Raw genomic sequence first — 25,283 nt, forward strand, 5'->3', positions numbered from 1 at the left:
ACCTCTGATATAATAAACAAGATGTCAATTGATCGATAGAGGGTGTTGAAAATGAGAAATTATTTGGATTTGTTGCAGGACATTTTAGATAACGGAACACCGAAGGAAGACCGCACGGGGACGGGGACGCTCTCCGTTTTCGGCAGACAGCTGCGCTTTGATCTCAGTCAGGGTTTTCCTCTGGTTACGACCAAGCGCATCCATTTGAAATCGGTGGTTCATGAACTGTTATGGTTTTTGAAGGGCGAAACCAATATCGCCTACCTCAAAGAGCACGGCGTGCGAATCTGGGATGAATGGGCGGACGAGAACGGGGATTTGGGACCGGTCTACGGTTCGCAATGGCGTGCCTGGGAGGCGCCGGACGGCCGCCGGATCGACCAGATCGCGAATGTGATCGAAGCGATCAAGAAGAATCCCGACTCCCGCCGGCACCTGGTCAGCGCCTGGAACGTGGCCGAGATCGACAATATGAAGCTGCCGCCCTGCCACTTCGTATTTCAGTTTTACGTGGCGGGAGGGAAGCTTTCCTGCATGCTGACGATGCGTTCGGTCGATACGTTCCTGGGGTTACCTTTCAACATCGCCAGTTACTCCCTGCTTACGCATATGGTGGCCCAGCAGTGCGGGCTCGAGCCGGGCGAGTTCATCTGGTCCGGAGGGGATGTCCATATTTACAGCAATCACCTGGAGCAGGTGAAGACGCAGTTGACGCGCGAGCCTTATCCGCTGCCGCGCCTGATCATCAAACGCAAACCGGAGTCGATTTTCGATTATGTTTACGAAGACTTCGAGTTTGAAGGTTATCAGTATCACCCGACGATTAAGGCTACCGTTGCCGTATAGCGGAAATCCGAAAGAAAGGGGCAAGACGGATGGGAATTACCCTGATCTGGGCCATGTCGAAGAACGGGGCGATCGGCCGCGACAACCAGCTGCCTTGGCGGCTGCCGGCCGATTTGAAGTTTTTTAAAGAGCAGACCACCGGAAAGACGATGGTCATGGGCCGGAAAACCTGGGAATCGATGGGGAGCAAACCGCTTCCGAACCGGCGCAGCGTTGTCCTGACTGCGGACCATGCTTATCGGGCGGAAGGGGCGGAAATCGTTCACTCCGTAGAGGAAGCTTTGGAGTTCGCCAAAGGGGAAGAACTGATGGTCATCGGTGGTGCGGGCGTATTCTCCCATTTCCTTCCGTATGCCGACAAGCTGCTGGTGACCAAGATCGACGAAGACGTGGAAGGGGACGTGTTTTTTCCGCATTTCGAATGGTCGGAGTTTAGGCTTGTACAGGAAAAAGAGGGAATTCGTGATGAGAAGAATCCTTACCGTTACCGCTTTTTGACTTATGAGCGACAGAAGCCCGCTGCGCAATAGTGCAAATTATCATATCAATAATCCATTAATAACGTTTCCCCCGGATGCTAACATCAAGATACACTGAAATGTGAGAATTTCACCGCCTGGGAGTTCTCGCTTAAAACGGATGGGGGAAGTTTAAGATGTCAACACCAACGGGTTTCATGGAATATAAAAGACAGCTTCCTGCGGACCGGAGCCCGTCCGAACGGGTTCAGGACTGGCAGGAGTTCCATAAGCATATGTCGGACGAGGAACTCCGGACGCAGGGCGCCCGCTGTATGGATTGCGGCACGCCATATTGCCATACGGGAATGGATATGACGGGAGGCACCTCCGGCTGCCCGGTGCACAACCTGATTCCGGAATGGAACAACCTGGTGTACCGCGGCCTGTGGAAGGAAGCGCTGGATCGGCTGCATAAAACGAATAATTTTCCCGAATTTACGGGAAGAGTCTGCCCCGCTCCTTGTGAGGGCTCATGTACAGTAGGGCTGATCGGACAGCCTGTGACGATCAAAACGATCGAGCAAGCGATCATCGATAAAGGCTTCGAGGAAGGCTGGGTTGTGCCCGAGCCTCCGAAGCATCGCACCGGCCGCCGGGTTGCCGTCGTCGGCTCCGGTCCGGCCGGCCTGGCTTGCGCGGCTCAGCTCAACAAGGCGGGCCATGAAGTGACCGTATTCGAGCGCTCCGACCGGATCGGCGGCTTGCTGATGTACGGAATTCCTACGATGAAGCTCGATAAGGCTGTTGTACAGCGCAGAGTGGATCTGCTTGCGGCGGAAGGTGTGAAGTTTGTCACCAATACGGAAATCGGCAAGGATATTCCGGCCAAACAGCTCGCGGACGAATTCGACGCGGTCGTGCTCTGCGGTGGAGCGACCAAGCCGCGCGAATTCAATATCGAAGGCAGCGATTTGAAGGGCGTGCACTACGCGATGCCATTTTTGAACGGGACGATCAAGAGCTATCTCGACTCCGGGCTGCAGGACGGTCAGTATTTGTCGGCGGCCGGCAAGGACGTCATCGTCATCGGCGGCGGGGATACCGGTTCCGACTGTGTGGCGACATCGCTGCGGCACGGGTGCCGCAGCGTCACCCAATTCGGTACCCATGCCAAAGCGCCGTTGGAGCGGGACGTCATCAATAACCCTTGGCCGCAGTTCCCGAATGTGTATTCTCTCGACTATGCCCAGGAGGAAGCCAAAGCGCTGTTCGGCTCCGACCCGCGCGAGTTCTCCATCATGACGACGAAGTTCGTCGGGGATGAGCAGGGGAATTTGAAGGAGCTGCACACAGTGCAAATCCAGCGTATTGTGGATGAGACGGGGCGCAAGATTTACCAGCCGATTCCCGGCACGGAACGGGTGTTTCCGGCTCAGCTCGCGCTGATCGCGATCGGTTTTGACGGGCCGGAGCAGGGAATCGTTGGCGAACTGGGGTTGGAAACGGACCGCCGGACCAATGTCAAAGCCCGCTACGGTAAGTACAACACCAATGTCGAGAAAGTGTTTGCGGCCGGGGATATGCGGCGCGGGCAAAGCCTCGTCGTATGGGCTATTCATGAAGGCCGTGAAGCGGCGCGCGAAGTGGATAAATTCCTGATGGGCGCCACCGTTCTCGCCTAGTTTTTCGAGCTTCCGGTATTCAGTGGACTCCAAAAATATGATATAATAGATTCAGCTACAGGGCTGCGCGGCGCGCGGCCCTTTTTCTTGAGCATACTTATGAATTCTATTATTTTCTGGAAGCTTTAACGCTTTGGAAGCTAGGAAAGTGGGGCCCGTACCAATGAAAACGCTCGTTATCGCCGAAAAACCGGACATGGGGCGAACGATCGCCGCGGTCATCGAGCCGAAGGCGAAGAACAACCGGACCTATTTGGAGGGGGATCGCTACATTATCACTTGGGCGATCGGTCATCTGCTCGGTTTGGCCGAGCCTGACGCCTACGACGATAAGTATAAACGGTGGAACTTCGGCGATTTGCCGATACTGCCGGAACGGTTTAAGATTGTCCCCAACCCGCGGACGAAGGATCAGCTCAAAACGATCGGCGAGCTGTCCAAACGCTGCGACAAAGTCGTCAACGCGTGTGACGCCGGGCGGGAGGGGCAGTATATTTTCGCCTTGATCCAGCAGCAGTTGAAGCTGACGCAGCCGGTTCAACGGCTGTGGATTTCCGATTTGACGGCGGAAAGCATCGCCCAAGGGTTCGAGAAGCTGCGCGACGGCGCCGAGTTTGAAAATCTGACGTCGGCGGCCCGGGCCCGCAGCGAAGCGGACTGGCTCGTCGGCATGAACGCCTCGCGGGCGTTTACGACGAAGCACCGGACCCTGTTGTCCGTCGGACGCGTACAAACGCCGGTATTGGCGCTGATCTACGACCGTCAGAAGGAGATCGAGAACTTTGATTCACTGACCTACTACGAGATCAAGGCGCTGTTTGAGCAGGGCGACCGTCGGTATACCGGCAGTTGGCAGGGCGAGCGGCTGACGGATAAGGACCGTGCCGCCGCCATAGCGGACAAGGTCCGCGGGAAGCAGGGCAGGATCGCGGAATACGAAGTGAAGGATACGCGGGAATATCCTTACAGGCTTTACGATTTGACGCTGCTGCAGCGGGAGGCCAACGCCAAATACGGCTATTCGGCCAAGAAAACGCTCGATCTGGCTCAGGCGCTGTATGAGAAACATAAGGTGATTACTTATCCCCGGACGAGTTCGAACTATGTGACCGAGCAGAATATCGACGGGATGCATAAGGCGCTGCACATGCTGAAATCAACGCCATACAAAGAACTGGCGGAAGGCGGAAATCCGGGGATCGTGAACGTCAACAACAAGTCGGTGTGCAATCCGTCCCGGGTCGAGGATCACCATGCCATCCTGCCTACGCTGCGCCGTCCTGGGGCGCTGGGCAAAGAAGAGCAGAACATCTATGATCTCGTGGTCCGCCGCTTTCTGTCCCATTTTTATCCGCCGGCGGAATATAAGCAGCATACGGTCCTGACGGAAGTCGAAGGCGAAACGTTCAAAACGAATGTCAAAGAGCTCCGCTCCCTGGGGTGGAAGGTTTGTCTACCGGGGGAGGACAACGCCGGGAAAGCTTCCGGACGCGGCAAGAAACAGGAGGACGACGACGAGGCGGAAGAGCTGGTCAGCGAACCGTTCGCGATCGACCGGAACGCGCCGGTCCGATGCGCCGAAGCCGAAGCTAAGGAGAAGGCGACCCAGCCGCCGAAGGCTTACACCGAAGGGACGCTGCTGAAAGCGATGGAAAGCGCCGGGAAGCAGCTTGAGAATGAGGAGCTTCGCGAAGCGATGAAAGAAGCGGGGCTCGGCACGCCCGCGACCCGGGCCGCCACGATCGAACGGCTGAAGAAGGTCGGCTACATCACGATGCAGGGGAAACGGATCACGGTCACGCAAAAAGGCCGGACGGCGATCGAATTGATCCGCCACGCCGGCGTCGAACTGCTGACCTCACCGGAGATGACCGGGCATTGGGAGCGCCGCCTTCATCAGATCTCGAAGGGGGAGGCCGCCCGGGAGGCATTTATGGAGAACGTGAAGCGTTTCACCATTTCGATTATCGAGAAGGTCCGCACCCAGCCGAAGGCGGACGCCTCGTTATTCGAGCCGGGCGAAGCGGAGAAGGGCAAGCGCGGGCGCGCAGCCGGCGGAAGGAAGTCCGCCGCCGCCAAGGACACCGGCGGCAGGAAAGCCGCGGGCGATAAGCCGGCGGGAGCGGCCCGTCGATCGGCGGCATCGGGTCCCGGCGGACTGCAGCCGCTGGCGCCCTGCCCGCGCGAAGGCTGCGGCGGCCAGTTGATCGAAGGCCGCAAAGGGTACGGCTGCACGCATTTCAAGCAGGGCTGCGGCTTTGTCATCTGGAAGGAATTCGCCGGCAAGCAGATCTCCCTCCCGATGCTGAACGCCCTGCTGGAGAAAGGCCAAACCCAGCTGCTTACGTTCAAGCAGCCGGACGGGGAGATGAAGGCGCGGATCCGGCTTGCGGATCGTTCAACCGGCAAGCTGGAGGTGGAGCGCGCCGCATCGCCAACCGTATAACAGAACAGCCGCCCGGGACCTTTTAAATCAGGTTCCGGACGGCTGTTTCTACTTCTTCGACGATGCGACGTTATGCTTCCGCTGCCGGGCCGCGACGCTCTCGGCGATGATCGCCGGCACTTCGGTCAGGGAGGAGACGGTGTACATTTGCGTATCCGTCGTCTTTTTCAATTCGATCACATTGTAGGACCATTCGGTCGGGTGTTTGATATAAACCGCATTGATTCCGGCGGAAAGCGCCGGAGCGATATCCGTCCGCAAACTGTTGCCGATCATCCAGGTGTTGTTGCGGTCAAAAGTCCGGGAAGACAGAATTTCTTCCAGCGCATCGATATTTTTGTGCCGACGGATGTAAATCCGATCCTGAAAGTAGGCGGCGAGCTTCATCTGTTCGATCTTGCGCTGTTGGATCACCGTTTCGCCGCCCGTATAAAGGTAGAGTTCATGACCGTGACTCGCAAGCAGCTCCAGCGTCATCTCCATCCCGGGATAAGGTTCGACCTCTTGGTCGTAAACGCTCATCCCGAGCTTGAGCAGCTTATCCTCTTCGGCCAGCCGAGTTTCGCGGCCAAGCAGCCTGCAAAAATACCGGTACGTATCGATCAGGGACTGGGGAAAATGGGTGCTGACGAAACCGATTTTTTGCACCCCGGCGACGTCGATTTCGATTTGTTTGCCGCGGACTTCTTCGGCCGAAATCCGGGAATCGCCGAACCAATCGACGATCAGCTCGGCAAATTCATCGAGAATGCGATCGAAATAGATATTGCAATGCACCAGCGTATCATCCAGGTCAAAAATAAGTTGCTGCCGCAGCGGCAGATTCATCTGAGGTCACTCCTTTGGCGAAAAGGCAAGAGTTATCCGTTACAGCCGGATATAGGATTCCAGAAACATATTGAGTTCGGACGTTCCGTCCGGGCGAATGCTGAATTTCTCGGTATCCCGGTCGACGAGATGGACCCGGAGCAATCCCGCGACGCGCAGCCGCATCAAATGGTGCATTAACTGTTCTTCGGTTTCTTGAAGCTCCCCCACCATCTCGGGCAGCGATTTCGGCTGGTCCGCCACATAACGAAGGAGACGGAGCCGCTCCGGTTTGGCCAGGGCCCGGGTAAAGCGAAGCAGGCTGATCGGCGGCTCGTCCTCGTCAAGCTCGGGCAAGTCGAGCGGATACTGGATCAGCAGCGTGCGTTCATAGAAACAGTATGTATTAATCGGCCGAAAATGAATCGAAGGAATTAAAACGACGTGGTCGATCGGCAGTTCAGGTTCGAGGACCAATCCTCCGGATGCATACTCCACCAAGGCGTCGGGATCCATTTTACGAACCAAGGCCCGCTTCTCGGCAGCATCCTCTTCCAGCAGTTCCACATATTGCGGCTCGATCGGATGAAAATAAGATTCGTACCATATCCGCATCGGAGAGGCATATTGGCGCAGACGGGCGATATCCTGGCCGGTCACGGAGGGAACATACGCGCTTAACTTGTGCAAAAGAATCTCCTCGCCGGCGGAGGCCAGCGTTTCAATATAGCCCTCGATACCGTAATCGGGGTGGCGTTCGATAGCCAAGGCGTACAGCAGATCATAGTCCGAAAAAGGCAGCCGGGCCGCCGTCTCAAAGGCCGAGCGCCGCTGCTCGTCCAGGCGGGATTCGATATCCGCGATCCACTCGGGTCCGATATCGAGATTATTTACCCATTTTTGCGTCGTATATATCATAAAGCTGCTCAGAAGCTCGTACACGGGAGATACGTCGATTTTAACGTCATAAAACATGACAAGCCCTCCTCTATTTCAATGCACATAATTTCATTATGGCTTGTTGCGCCGGGGCTTGTCTACTATAATGTTTATGGACTCTTTATGAAAAGGCGTTTATCGATTTCAAATAACCAGCAAACGTGCCATTATGCGGAAGGTCGCCGGGGATACCAGCGATTTTCTTCTTTTTTGTCGGCAAATATGAACAGGCTGTAATGGATTTTCAGGAACAATTCCAATACACTAAAGAGTAGATGCAGGAATATTCAAAGGAGAATCGGACTGATGATCAATGTGAACCGTTTGAATAAATCGGTGGATGGCCGTAAGAAGCAAATACTTCGCGAGGTAAGCACCCGGTTTGAGCAGGGGGAGATGATCGGCGTGGTGGGGCCGAGCGGTAGCGGGAAGAGCACGCTGCTGCGATGCCTTGCCCTGCGCGAGAAATGGGACGGCGGCGAATATACTTGGGATGGAGAGACGGTGATCGCCGGCGGCGGCACCGGTTCGCAGAAATACCGTTCGCGTTGTGCGTATCTTGAACAAAACCCGTCGCTCTATCCCGAAAGAACGGCTCTTAAAAACGTGCTGATCGGACAAGTCGGACAAACTCCCCTGATCAGGCGTATCACCGGTATGGTGCGATCCGACGATTACATGGGGGCGATGGACGAGCTTGAGAAGTTCGGGCTGCTGGATAAGGCTCATGTGAAGGCCGGCAAATTGAGCGGAGGCGAACGCCAACGGGTCGCCATTTGCCGCGCGCTGGTGCATGGAGCCGGATTTATCGCGGCGGACGAGCCGGTCGTCGGCCTGGACCCGCAATCGGCGGAGCGCGTCCTCACGACGCTGCGAACGCTTTGCGCCGAACAGGGGAAAATCGTCGTCGCCGCTCTCCCGATGGAGCTCGCGGAACGTTATTGTTCGAGAATTTGGGGACTCTATGAAGGAGAGCTTAAGCTCGATATCTCGGGCAGACGTCTGACCGGCGAAGAGAAACGGTCCATTGAACTGGTATGAAGAAGAGAGTGATGATATTGTTTTTTAATCGATGGCTTGCGATCGTGGCCGGGAGCATGATTCTGATGGCCCTGAGCGGCTGCACCATCATCAAGGATCCGAAGTCCCTGATGGAGACACCGCAATTGACCTCGGACCGGGAGTCGCTGATGAGCGTGATTAACGCGGAACTCAAAGGCGCCCAGCCGATCCGCCCCCGCGATGCCAGCGATATCAGCTCGGTCCGCACGCCCGACTTGGATAATGACGGGGTCAAGGAAGCGATCGTCTTTTATGAAACGCCGGACGAAGCGGTGCGGATTCACGGGTTGATCCTGGAGCAGGAAGGGGATACGTGGGAGCCGAGAGTGAAGTTTGACGGCGAAGGCCAGGTGCTTGAGACGTTCCAACTGCGGGATATTACCGGGGACGGGAACTTGGAGATTATCGCCGGTTTTTCCAGCGGGGAAGAAGATCCACAGCGGGGATTGACCGTATATAGGTACAACGGGAGCGAAGTGGAGAACATCCTTACGCTGCCCTACAACGATTTTCTTATCGACGATTTAAATCAGGACGGGCAGCTGGACTTGACGGTCGTTACCTTGAAACGGGATCAGAACGCTATGGTTACCGTGTACCAATACGACGGTTCGTTTAATGAAATAAGCCATATCCAGCTGGACGATCCGATCCGGGAATATTACAACACCGTCAGCGGCAACATCACTCCCGATTTGAAAGGAATCGTGCTGGACGCCTCTTTTGGCTCGCATTACGCTTATTCCCATATTATCGTGATGAAGGATAACCGATTGGTCGATTTGCTGCCGTCCCAGGACGCCACCTTTAAGAACTATCCCGTCTTCAGCGGGGACGTGGACGGGGACGGAATATTGGAGGTCGGCCGCTCCGAAAAACCGAAAGGCTGGGAGAACCGCCCTTATGACGATATCCCGTTGTTTTCTTTTTATCAATGGGAGGAAGAGAAGGGTCTGAAATTCGTGCTTCAGCAATATATGGATTTAGCGGGCCGTTTCTACTTTAATTTTCCGAAGGATTGGTGGGGAAAAGTGACCATCGACCCGAAATCGAACCAGAACGAACATCTGTGGTTCACCCGGATCGATAACGGCGATGTCGTTGCGGAGATTTCCTTCTTCTCCTTGTCCGAGTGGGAAAAGCATAAAGAGGACTGGGAGCTGCTGGCCAGGGATAACGATAAGGTGATCGGCTTCTTGAGCCACACCGATTTGAAAATCAATAAAGGCGAAAAAGAAATCAAGCGTTAAGGTTTTTGCAAAGTTGAGGGAGGAGACCAAGTTGAGCAAAGTACTGATTTTGGAAGATGAGGAGTCGATCCGCAGTTTTATCGTCATCAATTTGAAGCGCAACGGCTTCGAGGTATTGGAGGCGGCCGACGGCAACGAGGCGTTGGCCAAACTGCAAAGCGTGCCGGATATCGATATCGCCCTGCTTGATGTGATGGTCCCGGGGATCGACGGATTTGAGGTATGCCGGCGAGTCCGTGAAACGAACGAACGGATCGGCATCATCTTTTTGACGGCGAAGGTGCAGGAACAGGATAAGGTATACGCCTTGTCCGTCGGAGCGGACGACCATGTGAGCAAGCCGTTTAGTCCGACCGAATTGATCGCCCGGATCCAGTCGCTTCTGCGGAGGGTCAACGTATACCGGGAAAGCAGCGCGAAAGTCTCTTTCACCTCGGGGCCGTTCACTCTGGACCTCATCTCCAAACAGTTTAAGAAGAACGGTAAATTGATCGAGCTTACGCCTACGGAATTCTCGCTGATCCAGTATTTTCTGGAGCAGGAGAACACGCCGCTTAGCCGGGACCTGCTGCTCGATCATGTTTGGGGCAAGGAATATATGGGGGATCCGAAGATTGTGGACGTGAATATTCGCAGGCTCCGCCAAAAGATCGAAAATAACCCTTCCGAGCCGGCGTTCCTGCAGACCGTATGGGGACACGGCTATAAGTGGAAAGGCGAGGGACAATGATCAAGAAAGGCATCGGCCGACAAATCGTAATGCAGTATTTTATCGTCGTTTTCGTGACCTTGTTTATGGTGGAGGTTATTTTTTCCTTGGCCATCCGGGTTTACTATTACGATACGATTTATAACCATATGTCCACGCATTCCACCTGGGCATCCGACTTTTTTCAAAAATTTGTCCGGCTCAGCTCGGAGCGGGATCCCGCTTATTTTACCGAAATGCTGCGGACGTTTGAACTGGACAACACCGAGCTGATGATCCTGAGCCGCAAAGGCGAGGTGAAAGCCAGCAGCAATATGTTTCAGGCGGACAAGGCGATCCAGACGAGCGATGTGATGCAGGCCGCCGCCGGAAACATGGGCAAATGGGTCGGGCGCCAGACCTCGACGGGCGAGATGGTCATGGCGGTCTCTACCCCGCTCCAGGTACGGGGCGAGAACCGGTATATCGTTCGCTTCGTAACCTCCCTGGAGGCCGTCAACGCCAACCTGATGAAGCTCACCTTATTTTCCGCGGCCGTTTGTCTGGCCGTTCTGGCTCTCGTTACGCTCTTCAGTATCGGCCTGGCCAACTCGATCGTTAAGCCGATAAACAATATACGCGCGGTATCGGCGCAGATGGCCAAGGGCAAATTCGATGTGCGGATTAAAGGGGATTATCGATACGAGTTGGGAGAACTGGCGGCCACGTTAAATTACATGGCGCAGGAAATCGTCCGCAGCAACGAGCTTAAGGATGATTTTATCTCTTCGATATCCCATGAGCTCCGTACGCCGCTGACGGGGATTAAGGGATGGAGCGAGACTTTGACGCTCGGCGGGTTTGACCCCGAGGAGACGAAGATCGGTATGGGCATCATCGCCAAGGAAACCGACCGGCTGATCGGTCTGGTGGAAGAAATGCTCGATTTCTCCAAGCTTCAGCGCAACGAGATGAAGCTGGTTATCGGACAGGTAAATTTAAAGGAATTGCTGCAGGAAACGATGCTGAACGTCTGGGCAAAAGCCGAACAGAAGGGAATTCAGATCAAGCTTGAAGATCGAACGACCCAGACTGTCACCGTCACCGGGGATGGAAACCGGCTGAAGCAGGTGTTCCTCAATCTGGTCGATAACGCGATCAAGTTCTCCGACGAGAATAGCTGGATTCATCTCGTCATCAGCCGGACCGAGCCGGGTTACGTACTTGTGGAAGTGGTGGACACCGGCATCGGCATCAGCGAAGAGCATTTGAACAAGGTTAAAGACCGGTTCTTCCAAGTCAACCATCAAGGGGGCGGCACCGGGCTTGGCCTGGCGATTACCCAACAATTGGTCGACTTGCACCATGGCACGATGGATCTGCATAGCGAACTGGGTGTAGGAACCACGGTGTCGGTGAAGCTGCCGCTGTCGGAGGAGGAAGAGACCGGAAACGGGAACAATTCCGAGCCGGATGCCTCGGCAGCCGGTGAAGCGGCTTTGGATTCGGGCCGTAATGATGCGGGGGGAGAGAAGAATGGCGAAGAGATGGGGTGAACTGCCTTCGTCCGCGGGGACGTTTGAAGTGGCATTGGCCGAACCCGCCGATGCCGAAATGGTGCGGACGCTGTTGACGGAGGCGGCCGAGTGGATGCGGGCGAACGGAATCGCGCAATGGTCGCCCGAGCAATTTACCGAGGAATTGATCGCTTCGTACTTTGCCGAACGGGAGATCTTTATGCTTCTTATGGAGAATGAACCGGCGGGATTGTTTACGCTGCAGAAAAGCGACCCGGATTACTGGGGGCCGCTGAATGACGAAGGGTTCGCTTATCTTCACCGGTTAACGGTTCGCCCGAATTTCCGGGGATTCTCCTTAGGAAAGGAAATGATCTACTGGGCGGCCAAACACGGCCGGGAAACCGGGCGTAAAGGCTTGAGATTCGATTGCTGGGACCAAAACCGCAAACTCAATCCCTATTACCGGGAACTCGGAATGGAGGAAAAGGGGATCGGGACCCTCAACGGCAGACAATACATTTTGTATGAAATGAACCGGGAGCTGTTCCAATCCTTATGATACAACCCAAAAGGCGTTCGCCAGCATGCTGGCGAACGCCTTTTTATGCGTGCAAACCTGATTAAGAGGACAGTCCTTCCGCGCGAAGGCGGGCGGTTTTGTCGTACACTTCCTTGAGCAAACGCGCCGGTTGGGGCCGGAGGGCCGGCTTCGCCACTACCGTCTCATAAGGTCCGACGACCATGATTTCGTCCGCGGTTCCTTTAATGACCGCGCCATCGTGAATGACGGCGCCTTCGCCGATGATGGCCCGCTCGATATGCACGTTACGTCCGATTTGAACGTTCGGCATAATGACGCTGTCTTTGATCTTCGTAAAGCGCCCGATCTCCGCGCCTCCAAAAATAACGGAGCGTTCCGAAACGCCGTCCAGGCTGCAGCAATCATGGATCAGCGAACTTTTCGCCTGAACGCTGCGGTTCTTAAACGGTCTGGGCTTCGATCTCCATTGCTCCCGCGTGTACATCGGCCAGGCTTCGTTAATCAGCTGCCAGTCGGACTCTTTGGCAAGCAGGTCCATGTGCGCTTCCCACAGGCTCTGCACCGTGCCGACGTCCCGCCAGTAACCCTTGAACTCATAAGCGTGGAGCGGCCGCTCTCCGGCCAGCATTTTCGGGATAACGTCTTTTCCGAAGTCATGGCTCGAATTTTCGTCCAAGGCATCTTCAATGAGATGCTGTTTCAGGTAATCCCATTTGAACAGGTATATGCCCATCGACGCCAAATTGCTGGGCGGGTTTTGCGGCTTTTCGGCAAATTCCGTAATCCGGAATTTCTCGTCCGTGGACATGACGCCGAAGCGGTGGGCTTCTTCCCACGGTACCGGCATCACGGAAATCGTGGCGCAAGCGTCCGACGCGACATGAAACTCCAGCATTTCACGGTAATCCATGTGGTAAATGTGATCACCGGACAGGATCAGCACGTTTTCCGGGGCGTGACTGTCCACGTAGGCGATATTTTTGAAAATGGCGTCCGCGGTTCCGGCGTATTCCTCAACACCAGCATTGTAGGAAGGGAGCAAAGAAATTCCGTTGTTTTCCGATCGCGGAAGCTTCCAGGCTTCGCCTTCGCCGATATGTTCATGAAGGGACTCTGCTTCATATTGAGTAAGTACACCAATCGTGTCGATTCCCGAGTTTACGCAGTTGCTGAGAGGAAAATCGATGATCCGATAATGTCCGCCAAAGGGAACTGCGGGTTTCGCAAGCCTGGACGTAAGCGGCGACAAACGTCTTCCTTCCCCTCCGGCCAACAGCATTGCAATACAGTCTTTCTTTTTCATTTCGTTTCCCTCCCGTTAGGTTTCGTCTGTGTAGTACATACATAAACGAGATATAATGTAGTTGAAACTAGAATTATGGAAAACAACAGAAAATATTACATATATTTTTTCAGGCCTGTTTTTTCTGTTCCATTCGAGGGAGAATTGGGTAAATAGTTAATTGGAATTCTACATAAAGCAGGTGATCAATTGACGGAATCCGTGAAATCACAGGGCATCTCCGAGACGGACATTTACTTGTTTCATGAAGGAACGTTATATCGCAGTTACCGTACGTTTGGCGCTCACGTCACGGAAGAGAACGGCCGCCGGGGGGTCCGGTTTACCGTTTGGGCCCCGGGCGCGCGCCAGGTTTCCCTCGCCACCGACTGGAACGGGTGGAACGGGGACAAAGATGTGTTATATAGGATACCCGATTCGGGGATTTGGACTCGTTTTTTCCCGGATGTTTCGGAAGGAACTTTTTACAAATACGACATCACCGGGCCGGACGGCAGCCGGTTCCTTAAAGCCGACCCCTACGCCTTTCATGCGGAAGTCCGGCCGGCGACGGCCTCGGTGGTGAAATCGCTGGACGGTTATTCTTGGAAAGACGGGGCTTGGCGCAGAAAGAAACGGGCTCCTTATCACAAGCCGATGAACATTTATGAGCTCCATTTCGGCACCTGGAGGCAAAAGGCGGACGGCGGTTTCTACTCGTATCGGGAAATGGCCGACCTGCTCATTCCTTACGTCAAAAAGATGGGTTACACCCACATCGAGATTATGCCGCTCACCGAGCACCCCTATGATTTGTCCTGGGGGTATCAGGCGACCGGCTACTTCGCTCCGACCAGCCGCTACGGAGGGCCCAAGGATCTCATGTATTTCGTCGACCGGTGCCATGAGGCCGAGATCGGCGTGATCCTGGATTGGGTTCCGGGTCATTTTACCAAGGATGCGCACGGCCTTCGCAGGTTTGACGGTACACCGCTGTATGAATATACCGATCCGATGAAGGCGGAGAAACCGGGGTGGGGGACGCTCAGCTTTGATTTCGGAAAACCGGAAGTCCGGTCGTTCTTAATTTCCAACGCGTTGTATTGGATGGACCTGTATCACTTTGACGGTCTGCGGGTAGACGCCGTAACGAGCATGCTACGGCTTGATTTTGAGAAGCCTCCGGGGCAATATGTACCAAATGAACACGGGGGCATAGAAAATCTGGAAGCGGTGGCTTTTCTGCAGCAACTGAATGAGGCGGTGTTCCGTTATTATCCGCATGCCTTGATGATGGCGGAGGAGTCCAGCGCTTGGCCGCTGGTCACGGCTCCGGTCCATGAAGGCGGACTGGGGTTCAACTATAAATGGAACATGGGCTGGATGAACGATACGCTCAAGTATATGGAGACCCCGTTTGCCGAGCGGCCGAATCGGCATCATCTCCTGACGTTCCCCATATGTTATGCCTATTCGGAGAATTTTGCTCTTCCTCTTTCGCATGACGAGGTGGTCCACGGCAAAAGGTCCCTGCTGGACAAAATGCCGGGGACCTATGAAGAGAAGTTCGCCGGGTTAAGGCTTCTGCTGGGTTACCAGATGACTTCGCCGGGCAAAAAGCTGCTGTTCATGGGCGGCGAGTTCGGCCAGTTTATCGAATGGCGCGATCAGGGGGAGCTGGATTGGTTCCTCCTGGATTATGACTCGCATCGCGGCGTGCAGGCTTATACGGAGGCGTTGAACCGGCTGTATCTCGAGGAGCCGGCGTTATGGGAATTGGACCATACGTACGACGGTTACCAGTGGATCCATGCGGATGACGCCCAGCAAAGCGTAATCGGGTATCTGCGCAAAGGAAAGAGAGTGAAGGATACGCTGTTGATTATCATCAATTTTCAGCCTGTGGCCCGCGAGAACTACCGCATCGGCGTACCGCGTGCGGGGAGTTACGAAGAAATATTCAGCTCGGAGGACCCGGCGTTTCGCGGCATCCAAACTACGAGCGGCAAACCAAGACGGGTGCGAAGCGAAAAAATTCCATGGCATCAGCAAAACGACAGTATGGAAATCTCGCTGCCTCCGCTAAGCTTATCGATTTGGAAAAAGTCAGCCGTTCAAGCGGCCTCGCAAAGGAGGAAGAAAAAATGAAAATTTTGTTCGCGGCGGCCGAGGCGGCGCCTTTCATCAAAACGGGCGGCTTGGCCGATGTTATCGGCGCGCTTCCGAAAGCTTTGAAGCAGGCGGGGCATGACGTTCGCATCGTACTGCCCAAATACCAGGATATTCCGGCCGCTTATACGGATACGTTGCGGCATCTGGGGGAAACGGTCGTGCCGGTCGGATGGCGCCGGCAATATGGGGGGATCGAATATCTCGTTTGGGATGGGATTCCCGTTTATTTTATCGACAACGAATATTATTTCCGGAGAGACGGCGTATACGGATATTGGGACGATGGCGAACGTTTCGCCTTTTTGAACCGGGCCGTCCTGGAGATTCTTCCGGTCATTGACTTTATCCCCGATGTCCTGCACTGCCATGATTGGCATACGGCGATGATTCCGCTGCTGCTGAAGGAGCATTTCGGCCAACATCCGGATTATCGCGGAATACGCACGGTTTTTACGATTCATAATCTGCTGTACCAGGGCGTTTTCCCGTATGAGGTGCTCGGTGATTTGCTCGGCTTGCCGTCATCGTATTTTACGGCGGACGGGGTGGAATACTATGGCAATGTAAGTTTTATGAAAGCCGGTTTGGTGTTTGCGGATCATGTCACGACCGTTAGTCCGACCTACGCCGCGGAAATCCGGACCGAGCATTACGGTTACGGTCTGGACGGCCTGCTTCGCGCTCTGGGCAACCGCTTGTCGGGGATCGTCAACGGCATTGACGTCAAGCTGTACAACCCTGCAACGGATCCGGATATCCCCGTGCGTTACCGCAAGAGTCTGAGCAAAAAACGCGAGAATAAAGCCGCCTTGCAAAAAGAGCTCGGGCTTCCCGTTGCCCCCGGCGTTCCGCTGGTCGGCATGATCACGCGTCTCGTCGAACCGAAAGGGTTGGATTTGGTCACGCGGATCATGGACGAGTGGCTGCATTTTGACGAGGTGCAATTTGTCGTGCTGGGCACGGGCGACCCTGCTTATGAGGATTGGTTCAAGGAAGCGGCTTACCGGCATCCGGATAAGTTGTCCGTCCATATTCGATTCAACGAAGGGTTATCGCGGAGGATTTACGCGGGGAGCGATTTGTTTCTGATGCCATCGAGGTTTGAACCTTGCGGAATCAGCCAACTCCTGGCATTACGCTACGGAAGTATCCCGGTAGTACGGGAAACGGGGGGCCTTAACGATACGGTTCGGGCATATAACGAATTTACGGGAGAAGGAAACGGATTCAGTTTTACAAACTTCAACGCGCACGACCTGCTCTATACGATCCGCAGAGCCGTTTCGTTTTATCAAAACCCAGGCGAGTGGAAAAAAATAACGGCGAACGCGTTTGCCGGAGACTACAGCTGGAACCGGTCCGCCGGCCAGTATGAAGAGATTTACCGCGAGATTACAGGCTTGAAAGACTGATAAGCGGCAACAAAAAAGCGGGAGCCGAGGGGATGGTCCCCCTCGATTCCCGCTTTTCTTACGTTACCTGTTGAAGGAATGCTTGCCTTCGCTTTCGTTTTACTGCAAATGACGGTAAAGGATGCGAAATCCGTAAGGATCCAGGCCGATATGCATAACGCCGTCCTTCGGTTTGACTCTTTCCTGGGACAAAGCGTCGCGCCAGTCGTCGGTTTCCATCGGATGAGTCAGGGTCCGGTACTTCCCGGTATTGTTCATCCAGACGGTAAAATGCATATGATCGTCCATTCGTTCGTACACGATGCAGGGATCGTTGACGTTCGCCTGCAGGAAGCGGAAGCGGCCTTGGCGGAGCGCGTTATGCTGGCGGCGAAGCTCGATCATCAACTTGTAAAAATCGTAAAGTTCGCGATCCTGCTTCGCCGGGTCCCATTCCATGCATTTTCGGCAATCGGGGTCGCCGCCTCCCGTAATTCCGATCTCGTCCCCGTAGAAAATGCAAGGCGTGCCGATATACGTAAACAGGAACACTACGCAAAGCTTCAGCTTGCGTTTGTCTCCTCCCACACGGGTAAGCAGTCTCGGCGTGTCATGGCTGCACAACATGTTGAACACGACTTCGTTGGTCTGCTGCGGATACCGCATGATGAGCGCTCCCATCTCATTGGAGAAATGGTAGCCGTCCATGCCCCCGTTAAAAAACTCCAACACTTTATCCGCGAACGGGTAGTTCATGACGGAGTCGAACTGATCGCCCATCAGCCAGGTCAGGGAATCGCTCCATACCTCGCCGATAATGTAAGCCTCGGGATTGGCGTTTTTGACGACTTGCCGGAAATCGCGCCAAAAATGATGATCGATTTCGTTGGCCACGTCAAGCCGCCAGCCGTCCAGCTTGATTTCCCGGATCCAGTATTCCGCGACGCCCAGCAGATATTTCTTGACCTCCGGATTCGCCGTATTGAATTTTGGCATGTTCCCGAAAAAACCGAACGTATCGTAAGTCGGAATCCCGTTTTTGATCCGGACGGGGAACTCGTTGATATGGAACCAGTCCGCGTACTTGGAGTCGGCCCCATGTTTCAACACGTCTTGGAAAGGCGGGAATTGTTCTCCGCAATGATTGAACACGGCGTCGAGCACGACCCGGATTCCGCGCTTGTGGCATTCCTCCACGACTCGCTTCAACAGCTCGTTATCCCCAAAATGCGGATCCACTTGCTTGTAATCCACCGTATCGTATTTGTGGTTGGAAGGAGAGACAAAGAGCGGAGTAAAATAAATCGCGTTGATGCCCAGGTCGGTCAAATCGTCAAGATGGTCGAGAACCCCCTTCAGGTCGCCCCCGAAAAAGTTGTCCGCCGTCGGCTGTCCGCCCCACGGTAAGGTAGGCTCCGGATCATTGGTCGGGTCACCGTTGGCGAAGCGCTCGGGCATGATCTGGTAAAAGACGGCCTTCTTGGCCCATTCGGGAACTTTAAACACATCGATGTCATGAATATAGGGGAATTCATACAATTCGCCCGGCGGAGTAGGGCCGTCATGGGAAATCCCCGTATCCATCATGTATACCGTTTCGGTTCCGGCCGTCAGTTTAAAAGCATAGGATAAGCGCTTGAATTTCGGTTTGACCGCAACCTCCCAGTAGTCGAACATATGATCATGCGCGGCTTTTTCCAGGGGGATCTCCTGATAGGTGCCGCTCCAATCATATTTGTCACCCGTCATCGCATATACATTTTCTACGTCATCGCGCTTCGTTCTTACCCGCAAATGGATTGTAGCGGAATCATAGGCATAGGCCCATTTATCACGCGGCACATGGTATAATGCCTCCAACAGCATCAGGGCCACCTCCTAATCATGGCTTGGGTTAAATCGGGGTTTTCAGCTAATTAATAACCAATTGGGGCCTGACATGAACCATTATTCCCAACCTTTACCCTTGTATGAATGGATGAGTCAATCGGTGAATGCGGCTGTATATTTTTGATGCGGATGAGTCATATTAGTTTGGATGGGGCGACAGGATCGTAAGGATAATGCCCGCTAAATTGACCGATGTTACATAATTGAAACGAAAATCCCTTATTTTATGCGGTTTTTCTTGAAACATTCATGAAAAGGACAAAATTAGCTTTGCATATATATACATATTGATTTATAATTAGCCCATTGAAACGATTCGATGAAACATTTATTTTACCGACGGGAGAGAGACAGATGAGAAAATGGGGTATTTTAATTGTAGCACTCATGATGGTGAGCGTACTTGCCGCATGCGGACAGAATAAGAACGCCGGGACGGGGAATGCGCCCGCAAAACAAGGCAACGCGGCGGAAGCCAATCAGGGAACCGCGGACACCGGAAATGCCAAAAAGCTGATCATAGGGATGAGCGCGGATTTCCCTCCTTATGAGTTTCATATCAAGAACGAAAAAGGGGAGGACGAAATCGTCGGTTTCGATGTAGACATCGCCAAAGAGATCGCCAAAGACCTTGGAGCCGAGCTGGAAATCAAAGACATGATTTTCGACTCCCTGCTCAATGAACTGGAAAGCGGCCGCGTTGATCTGGTCATTTCCGGCCTCAGCCCGACTCCGGAGCGTGCCAAACAAGTCGATTTGTCGCAGATTTATTACAAAGCGGAACAATCGGTCGTCTCTTTGACGGAGAACAAAGATAAGTACGCTACGATGGAATCCCTGGAAGGGACGAAGATCGGGGTGCAAAAGAGCTCGATCCAGGAAGGAATCGCGAAGACCGTGCCGGGCGCCAAGTTGACTTCTCTGAACAAAATTTCCGATATCGTCATGCAGCTCAAATCGGGACGGGTGGACGTCGCCATCCTTGAAGGTCCGGTCGCCGGCTCCTTTGTCAAAAACGTCGAAGGCATCAGCATTACGGATGCCAAGCCTGTAACGGATGACGAAGGCTACGTTATCGGTGTCAAAAAGGGCAACAAGGAAATGCTTGACCAGGTGAACGCGACGCTGGACCGGCTGATCAAAGACGGTTCGATCGACAAGTTCGTGGCCGAAGCAAGCGCGCTCGCCGAGAAGAAGTAAGCGCGGATCGAATGCAGAAAATAGCGGATCCCTTCGCTATTTTCTGTTTTTTTGTGAAGGATTGAGGTAAAATAGGAGGAATGATGGGAACATGGAGTTTTTCACAATATTTTGGGAGTACCGCAGCTATTTCTTTACCGGGTTGCAATATACCCTGCTGCTGGCGGCTCTCGGCGTTCTGTTCGGATTTATATTAGGCCTTATCATCACGCTTTTGCGGATGGCCCCTTGGGGGATTCTCCGGTTTATCGGGCATGCCTGGGTTGAGTTTTTGCGCGGTACGCCGATGCTTGTCCAACTTTTTATTATCCATTACGGCTTAGCCAACGCGTTCGACTTGAATTTTTCTCCGATCCAGTCGGGAGCGATTACGCTGTCCATCAACAGTTCCGCTTATCTGGCCGAGATTTTCCGGGCCGGGATCCAGGGCGTGGACCGGGGACAGGGGGAGGCGGCGCGTTCTTTGGGGATGACCCGGGGGATGTCGATGCGCTTCATCATCATCCCGCAGGCGATCAAATCGGTACTTCCCGCGATCGGGAACGAGTTCGTCACCATCATCAAGGAGTCCTCGATCGTATCGTTTATCGGGATTACGGAGCTGATGTTCCAATCCGGCGCCGTTGTGGGAATTACCTATAACGGAATGACGCCGTATCTGATCGTCGCGGTGATGTACTTTATTTTGACATTTACACTTTCCCGCATTCTTGGGTTGTTCGAAAGGAAGTTGAAAGCCAGTGATCACCGTTAAAAATTTGCATAAAAAATTCGGTCAGCTTCATATTTTGAAGGGCATTGATCTTGAAATTTCCCAGGGAGAGGTCGTCGTCGTCATCGGGCCGAGCGGCTCCGGCAAAAGTACGTTTCTCCGCTGTCTGAACCGGCTGGAGGAGCCGACCGAAGGCGAAATCACGTTTGAAGGCAAATCCATTACCGCCAGGGGGCACAACATTAACCAAACCCGTGAAAAGATGGGCATGGTGTTTCAGCAGTTCAATCTCTTCCCGCATAAGTCGGTCATCGACAATATTACATTGGCTCCGATCCGGGTGAAGAAGATGGAGAAAGCCCGCGCGGTATCGCTGGCGGTGGAGCTGCTGCGAACGGTCGGACTGGAGGACAAACTCAATGCGTACCCTTCCCAACTATCCGGCGGACAGAAACAGCGCATAGCCATTGCCCGGGCCCTGGCTATGGAACCGCACGTCATGCTGTTCGACGAACCTACCTCCGCGCTCGATCCGGAAATGGTCGGGGAAGTGCTGGACGTCATGAAGAAGCTCGCCGACAAGGGCATGACCATGGTTATCGTCACGCACGAAATGGGCTTCGCCCGCGAAGTGGGCGACCGGATCGTCTTCATGGACCAGGGACAGATCGTGGAACAAGGCACTCCGCAGGAAGTGTTCGGCGCGCCGAAGCATCAGCGCACCCAGGATTTCTTGAGCAAAGTGTTGTAAATCTTGTACAATATAAAATCATGAGACTGCCTTCCCGCACGAACGGAGGGCAGTTTTTTTACTTTTTTGTCATGAATACATCATGAAAAAACGGCGATATGGCGCGGATTATCACATCTTGGAAACAATTGCTTGGTCTTTTGGTTACAAAATTGTGATATATTGAATGGGCCAAAACCTGGCATGACAGGTTGACTATCGCCACAGGCGTGTTCAAGGAGGACTTCAACATGAATAAATATCTTAGACATAGGCTTCAATGGAAAAAAATCATCGGAACCGCCGCCATCGCAATCGGACTTGCCGGGACCCTGCAAGCCGCTCCGGGAATGGCGGAAGCGAGCGCCATACATAAGGCGAAGGAGGGGGACACCTTTTATCAGCTTGCCCAGGAATACGGGGTGGATCTGAACCAACTGGTGGCCGCCAATCCGTCGATTTCGGCTACAAACATTTATGAGGGCCTGGAGATCCTCATTCCTGGAAGTGAGGCTGAATCCCAGCAGACCGGAAGCTCCATGAGTGTAAAAGGGAACTTGGAACAAGCGCTTCCCACGCTTAAGATCGCTGAGAGCGATAAAGTGGTCGAGGCCTGGGGCAAATCCTTTAATTACTCCAGGACGCTGGACGTTAAAGCGAGCGCCTATTCGGCTGCGGCTGAAGAGAACGGAAACTGGGGAGCGGTCGATTATTTCGGGAATCCGCTGCAGCTCGGGACGATCGCGGTCGATCCGAAGGTGATCCCGATGGGAACCAAAGTACTGGTGACGGGACACACTCATGCGAACCTGCCGAAAAAAGCCTTCGTGGCGACCGCCTCGGATCAAGGCGGAGCGATCAAGGGCAATCGCATCGATATTTTTATCCCCGGCAAACCTAGTGAAGTCGAATCGTTCGGATTTCAAGACGTTACTTTATATATTTTAAAATAGGCAAAAACGAAGAAACAGCGGAAGCCGATAAGGTCCGCTGTTTCTTCGTTTTTGCGTTTATTTGTATTTCGGGAGATTGAGCAGTTCAGGGAGGGTGACGAACTGGTATCCCCGGTCTCTAAGGGTTTCAATGATTTCCGGCAGAGCCTCGATCGTACCGGTCAAATCGGATCCGGTTCCCCCGCCGGCGTGAAACAGTACGATGGATCCGGGGCCTGCGGCATTCAGAACATTGGCCTTGACTTTGGTGCGGTCAATGCCTTTCCAATCCAAAGAATCTACGTTCCAGTTGACGATCGTATACCCGTTTTTCTTGGCCCATTTCACCTGCCCCTCATTGATTTCGCCATAGGGCGGACGAAGAAGCTTGGGACGGTAGCCGATGATTCCGCTAAGTGTTTTTTCGGTACGCAATATTTCTTGTTGAAATTGTTTCACCGACCGGCTGCGGAACTGCGGATGAGTGAAGGAATGATTACCGAGAACGTGGCCTTCCCGATGGATTCGCTGGACCAGATCAGGGTATTTCTTAACCCGGTGTCCCACGGCAAAGAAGGTCGATTTCACATCATAGCGGTGCAAGATGTCCAAAATCCGGGGCGTAAACCGGGGATCGGGAACATCATCAAACGTCAAAGCGATTTTTTTGACGTTAGGTCCGCGAAATTTAAAGGTTTCCGAGTATTGGCGGCGCAGTTCCGCCAGGTTCTTCGGTTTGGCGGAGGTTTCAACGGATTCGGGAGCCTCCTGAACAGGCTCAGCCATGGCTGTCATATGAAAGTTTCCTACCGCTGCGGCTTGCCTCGGAGCTCCGCAAGCAGCGGCGGGGGAGCCATGCAGCAATACGGCCGCAATTCCGCAAGCGACCCCCATCAGTTTGATCATTCTGAACATAAAAAGGCCTCCTTCGTCAGAACATCGGTCAAGTTTGGTATGCCCTAAAATTCCCATCCGTATTCAGCGTGACAAATGTCACAGACTCTGACGCCTCAAAAAATGCATCTTAAAATGAAGCGCACATAATTGAAAGACGCATTTGAAGGGGGAGAGAGCCTTGCCTGAAGTTTTGGCGAACGAACAGGTTGCCGCCGGAGTCTACCGCTTGACCGTAGGCGGCCGGTTTGAAGGAAAAATGGGGCAATTCTACATGCTGCGAGCCTGGGGGCGGTATCCGCTGCTGCCCAGGCCTCTTAGCATTTTTAACTTGACGGAGCAAAGTGTGGAGTTTCTGTATGCGGTTGTCGGAGAGGGGACACGGATTTTCTCCGCTCTGCGCCAAGGCGACTCGGTAGAGCTGGAAGGTCCGCTTGGCAACGGATTTCCCGATCCTGCGGGGAAAACGGCCATGGTCGGCGGAGGGATCGGAACGGCTCCATTTTACTACGCCCTGCAGCAGATAACGGATGCCGATCTGTATTTGGGTTTTAGCAGGGAGGCCTATCTTGTGGACGATTTTCGCGCCAAAACGACGGGGAATGTGGTTGTGGACGTCGGGGGAATCATCTTGGATCAAATCGATTTCGGCGAATATGACACGATTTACGTCTGCGGACCGCATAACATGCTGAAAGCCGCCCAGCTGCGTCAGCGGACATCGGGAACGGAAGCCGACGTTTATGTATCCCTGGAGAACCGGATGGCCTGCGGGGTTGGCGCATGTCTGGTCTGCAGTGTGGAGTGCCGGGACAAACGAAAGAAAGCGTGTACGGACGGTCCGGTATTTCGTGCGGAGGAGGTGGTCTTCGCATGATCGATACCACTTGCCGAATCGCCGGTCTTCCGTTTAAAAACCCGATCGTGATGGCTTCGGGAACCTTCGGGTTCGGCAGCGAGTATGGCGCCTTCTATGAACTGAGCCGGTTGGGCGGAATTTCGGGAAAAGGGTTGACGCTTCAACCCAAACCGGGCAACAGCGGGCTGCGCGTTTATGAGACGCCGTCCGGCATACTGAACAGCGTAGGCTTGGAAAATCCGGGCATCCCCGTGTTTTTGAGAGACGAATGTCCTCGATGGGAAAAGCTGGATCTCGTGCGCATCGTCAATTTGGGCGGGAACACGATCCAGGACTATGTGGAGGGGGCCAGGCTGCTTCAGGAAGCGGCCTGGGAGCGCGCACAGGAGCAGCGAACGGCTTTTGATATGATTGAGCTCAACATCTCTTGTCCCAATGTGAAGGCCGGAGGGATGGCTTATGGAATCCAGACGGAAACCGCAAGGGAAGTCGTGAGGGAAATCCGGGCCGCCACGTCGTTGCCGCTGGTGGTCAAGCTGTCGCCGAACGCGGAGAATATCGTAGAGATGGCGGAAATGTGCGAGGAGGAAGGGGCGGACGGCGTTTCCCTCGTCAATACGTTCTCGGCGATGAAGATCGATATCCGGAAGCGCCGCAGTGTTTTTGAAAATTTGTATGCCGGGCTGTCCGGCCCGGCGATCAAGCCCATCGCGCTCCGCATGGTCCATCAGGTCAGCCGGGCCGTGAGCATTCCGATAATGGGAATGGGCGGCATCAGCAGCGCGGAAGATATTTTGGAATTCATAATGGCCGGGGCGGAGACGATTCAGGTGGGGACCCATAATTTCGTGAACCCGCGCGCCGGAGTCGAGCTGATCGAGGACCTGGAACGGTTGATGCGAGAAGAAGGTATCTCTTCTTTGGACGAAATCCGCGGAATCCTATAAAATAGAGCCAGGTATGTTGATGAAGGGAGCTT

22 protein-coding genes are annotated in these 25,283 nt (G+C 54.0%); 17 read left to right on the forward strand and 5 right to left on the reverse strand.

The features are described 5' to 3' along the window. Positions 1–51: 51 nt before the first annotated feature. The 4 genes from thyA to LBW89_RS03330 all read left to right on the forward strand — a co-directional run bounded on the left by thyA (position 52) and on the right by LBW89_RS03330 (position 5,435). Positions 52–846, forward strand: coding sequence for a thymidylate synthase (gene thyA / locus LBW89_RS03315; protein WP_148452474.1), 795 nt, complete (start codon positions 52–54; stop codon positions 844–846). 29 nt (positions 847–875) lie between these two features. Continuing rightward, entirely contained in the window at positions 876–1,376 is a 501-nt protein-coding gene (locus LBW89_RS03320; protein WP_225038457.1) for a dihydrofolate reductase, read from the forward strand. Between the two features lie 125 nt (positions 1,377–1,501). Then, positions 1,502–2,989 carry a glutamate synthase subunit beta gene (locus tag LBW89_RS03325; protein ID WP_225038458.1) on the forward strand — a complete coding sequence of 496 codons (1,488 nt, stop codon included), beginning with the start codon at positions 1,502–1,504 and terminating at the stop codon, positions 2,987–2,989. A 163-nt stretch (positions 2,990–3,152) separates the two neighbouring features. After that, positions 3,153–5,435, forward strand: coding sequence for a type IA DNA topoisomerase (locus LBW89_RS03330; protein ID WP_225038459.1), 2,283 nt, complete (start codon positions 3,153–3,155; stop codon positions 5,433–5,435). A gap of 48 nt (positions 5,436–5,483) precedes the next feature. On the opposite strand, the gene LBW89_RS03335 is transcribed toward LBW89_RS03330, so the two are convergent. Beyond that, positions 5,484–6,263: an HAD family hydrolase gene (locus LBW89_RS03335; RefSeq protein ID WP_213503977.1), complete on the reverse strand. Its 780-nt coding sequence runs from the start codon at positions 6,261–6,263 to the stop codon at positions 5,484–5,486. Between the two features lie 39 nt (positions 6,264–6,302). Next, entirely contained in the window at positions 6,303–7,217 is a 915-nt protein-coding gene (locus LBW89_RS03340; RefSeq protein ID WP_225038460.1) for a winged helix-turn-helix domain-containing protein, read from the reverse strand. 270 nt (positions 7,218–7,487) lie between these two features. On the opposite strand from LBW89_RS03340, the gene LBW89_RS03345 reads away from it, so the two are divergent. Genes LBW89_RS03345 through LBW89_RS03365 form a run of 5 tightly spaced genes read left to right on the forward strand, consistent with a single transcriptional unit; the run spans position 7,488 to position 12,260 of the window. Next, positions 7,488–8,222, forward strand: coding sequence for a phosphonate ABC transporter ATP-binding protein (locus tag LBW89_RS03345; RefSeq protein ID WP_148452485.1), 735 nt, complete (start codon positions 7,488–7,490; stop codon positions 8,220–8,222). Positions 8,223–8,233: 11 nt separating this feature from the next. After that, a complete protein-coding gene (locus tag LBW89_RS03350; protein ID WP_225038461.1) occupies positions 8,234–9,493 on the forward strand; it encodes a hypothetical protein in 1,260 nt (419 codons plus the stop codon). A gap of 31 nt (positions 9,494–9,524) precedes the next feature. Then, on the forward strand, positions 9,525–10,223 hold the full coding sequence (locus tag LBW89_RS03355; RefSeq protein ID WP_148452489.1) for a response regulator transcription factor: 699 nt from the start codon (positions 9,525–9,527) through the stop codon (positions 10,221–10,223). Then, entirely contained in the window at positions 10,220–11,737 is a 1,518-nt protein-coding gene (locus tag LBW89_RS03360) for a sensor histidine kinase (RefSeq protein ID WP_225038462.1), read from the forward strand. The genes LBW89_RS03355 and LBW89_RS03360 overlap by 4 nt, the downstream gene beginning before the upstream one ends. Next, positions 11,718–12,260, forward strand: coding sequence for a GNAT family N-acetyltransferase (locus LBW89_RS03365; RefSeq protein ID WP_225038463.1), 543 nt, complete (start codon positions 11,718–11,720; stop codon positions 12,258–12,260). Before LBW89_RS03360 ends, LBW89_RS03365 begins: the two co-directional genes overlap by 20 nt. A 61-nt stretch (positions 12,261–12,321) precedes the next feature. Here the strand turns inward: LBW89_RS03365 and LBW89_RS03370 are convergent, their stop codons facing one another. After that, positions 12,322–13,545 carry a glucose-1-phosphate adenylyltransferase gene (locus tag LBW89_RS03370; protein ID WP_148452495.1) on the reverse strand — a complete coding sequence of 408 codons (1,224 nt, stop codon included), beginning with the start codon at positions 13,543–13,545 and terminating at the stop codon, positions 12,322–12,324. Positions 13,546–13,734: 189 nt separating this feature from the next. On the opposite strand from LBW89_RS03370, the gene glgB reads away from it, so the two are divergent. Continuing rightward, positions 13,735–15,672 carry a 1,4-alpha-glucan branching protein GlgB gene (gene glgB, locus LBW89_RS03375; RefSeq protein WP_225038464.1) on the forward strand — a complete coding sequence of 646 codons (1,938 nt, stop codon included), beginning with the start codon at positions 13,735–13,737 and terminating at the stop codon, positions 15,670–15,672. Next, a complete protein-coding gene (gene glgA / locus LBW89_RS03380) occupies positions 15,669–17,108 on the forward strand; it encodes a glycogen synthase GlgA (RefSeq protein WP_225038465.1) in 1,440 nt (479 codons plus the stop codon). Before glgB ends, glgA begins: the two co-directional genes overlap by 4 nt. A gap of 99 nt (positions 17,109–17,207) precedes the next feature. On the opposite strand, the gene LBW89_RS03385 is transcribed toward glgA, so the two are convergent. After that, positions 17,208–18,953: an alpha-glycosidase gene (locus LBW89_RS03385; RefSeq protein ID WP_225038466.1), complete on the reverse strand. Its 1,746-nt coding sequence runs from the start codon at positions 18,951–18,953 to the stop codon at positions 17,208–17,210. A gap of 378 nt (positions 18,954–19,331) precedes the next feature. Between LBW89_RS03385 and LBW89_RS03390 the strand changes: the two genes are divergently transcribed. The 4 genes from LBW89_RS03390 to LBW89_RS03405 all read left to right on the forward strand — a co-directional run bounded on the left by LBW89_RS03390 (position 19,332) and on the right by LBW89_RS03405 (position 22,572). Then, positions 19,332–20,177 (forward strand): transporter substrate-binding domain-containing protein, encoded by an 846-nt coding sequence (locus LBW89_RS03390; protein ID WP_148452503.1) that lies wholly within the window; start codon positions 19,332–19,334, stop codon positions 20,175–20,177. 91 nt (positions 20,178–20,268) lie between these two features. Then, positions 20,269–20,931, forward strand: coding sequence for an amino acid ABC transporter permease (locus tag LBW89_RS03395; protein ID WP_225038467.1), 663 nt, complete (start codon positions 20,269–20,271; stop codon positions 20,929–20,931). After that, positions 20,918–21,640: an amino acid ABC transporter ATP-binding protein gene (locus LBW89_RS03400; protein WP_225038468.1), complete on the forward strand. Its 723-nt coding sequence runs from the start codon at positions 20,918–20,920 to the stop codon at positions 21,638–21,640. Before LBW89_RS03395 ends, LBW89_RS03400 begins: the two co-directional genes overlap by 14 nt. A gap of 230 nt (positions 21,641–21,870) precedes the next feature. Further along, entirely contained in the window at positions 21,871–22,572 is a 702-nt protein-coding gene (locus LBW89_RS03405) for a 3D domain-containing protein (RefSeq protein ID WP_148452509.1), read from the forward strand. Positions 22,573–22,629: 57 nt separating this feature from the next. Here the strand turns inward: LBW89_RS03405 and LBW89_RS03410 are convergent, their stop codons facing one another. After that, a complete protein-coding gene (locus tag LBW89_RS03410; RefSeq protein WP_225038469.1) occupies positions 22,630–23,466 on the reverse strand; it encodes a polysaccharide deacetylase family protein in 837 nt (278 codons plus the stop codon). Between the two features lie 160 nt (positions 23,467–23,626). Between LBW89_RS03410 and LBW89_RS03415 the strand changes: the two genes are divergently transcribed. Then, positions 23,627–24,322 (forward strand): dihydroorotate dehydrogenase electron transfer subunit, encoded by a 696-nt coding sequence (locus LBW89_RS03415; protein ID WP_225038470.1) that lies wholly within the window; start codon positions 23,627–23,629, stop codon positions 24,320–24,322. Next, positions 24,319–25,251, forward strand: coding sequence for a dihydroorotate dehydrogenase (locus LBW89_RS03420; protein ID WP_225038471.1), 933 nt, complete (start codon positions 24,319–24,321; stop codon positions 25,249–25,251). The genes LBW89_RS03415 and LBW89_RS03420 overlap by 4 nt, the downstream gene beginning before the upstream one ends. The last annotated feature ends 32 nt before the right edge of the window (positions 25,252–25,283 follow it).

Origin of the sequence: Paenibacillus sp. alder61 (assembly GCF_020179875.1) — a bacterium.
GTDB classification, from domain to species: domain Bacteria; phylum Bacillota; class Bacilli; order Paenibacillales; family Paenibacillaceae; genus Fontibacillus; species Fontibacillus faecis.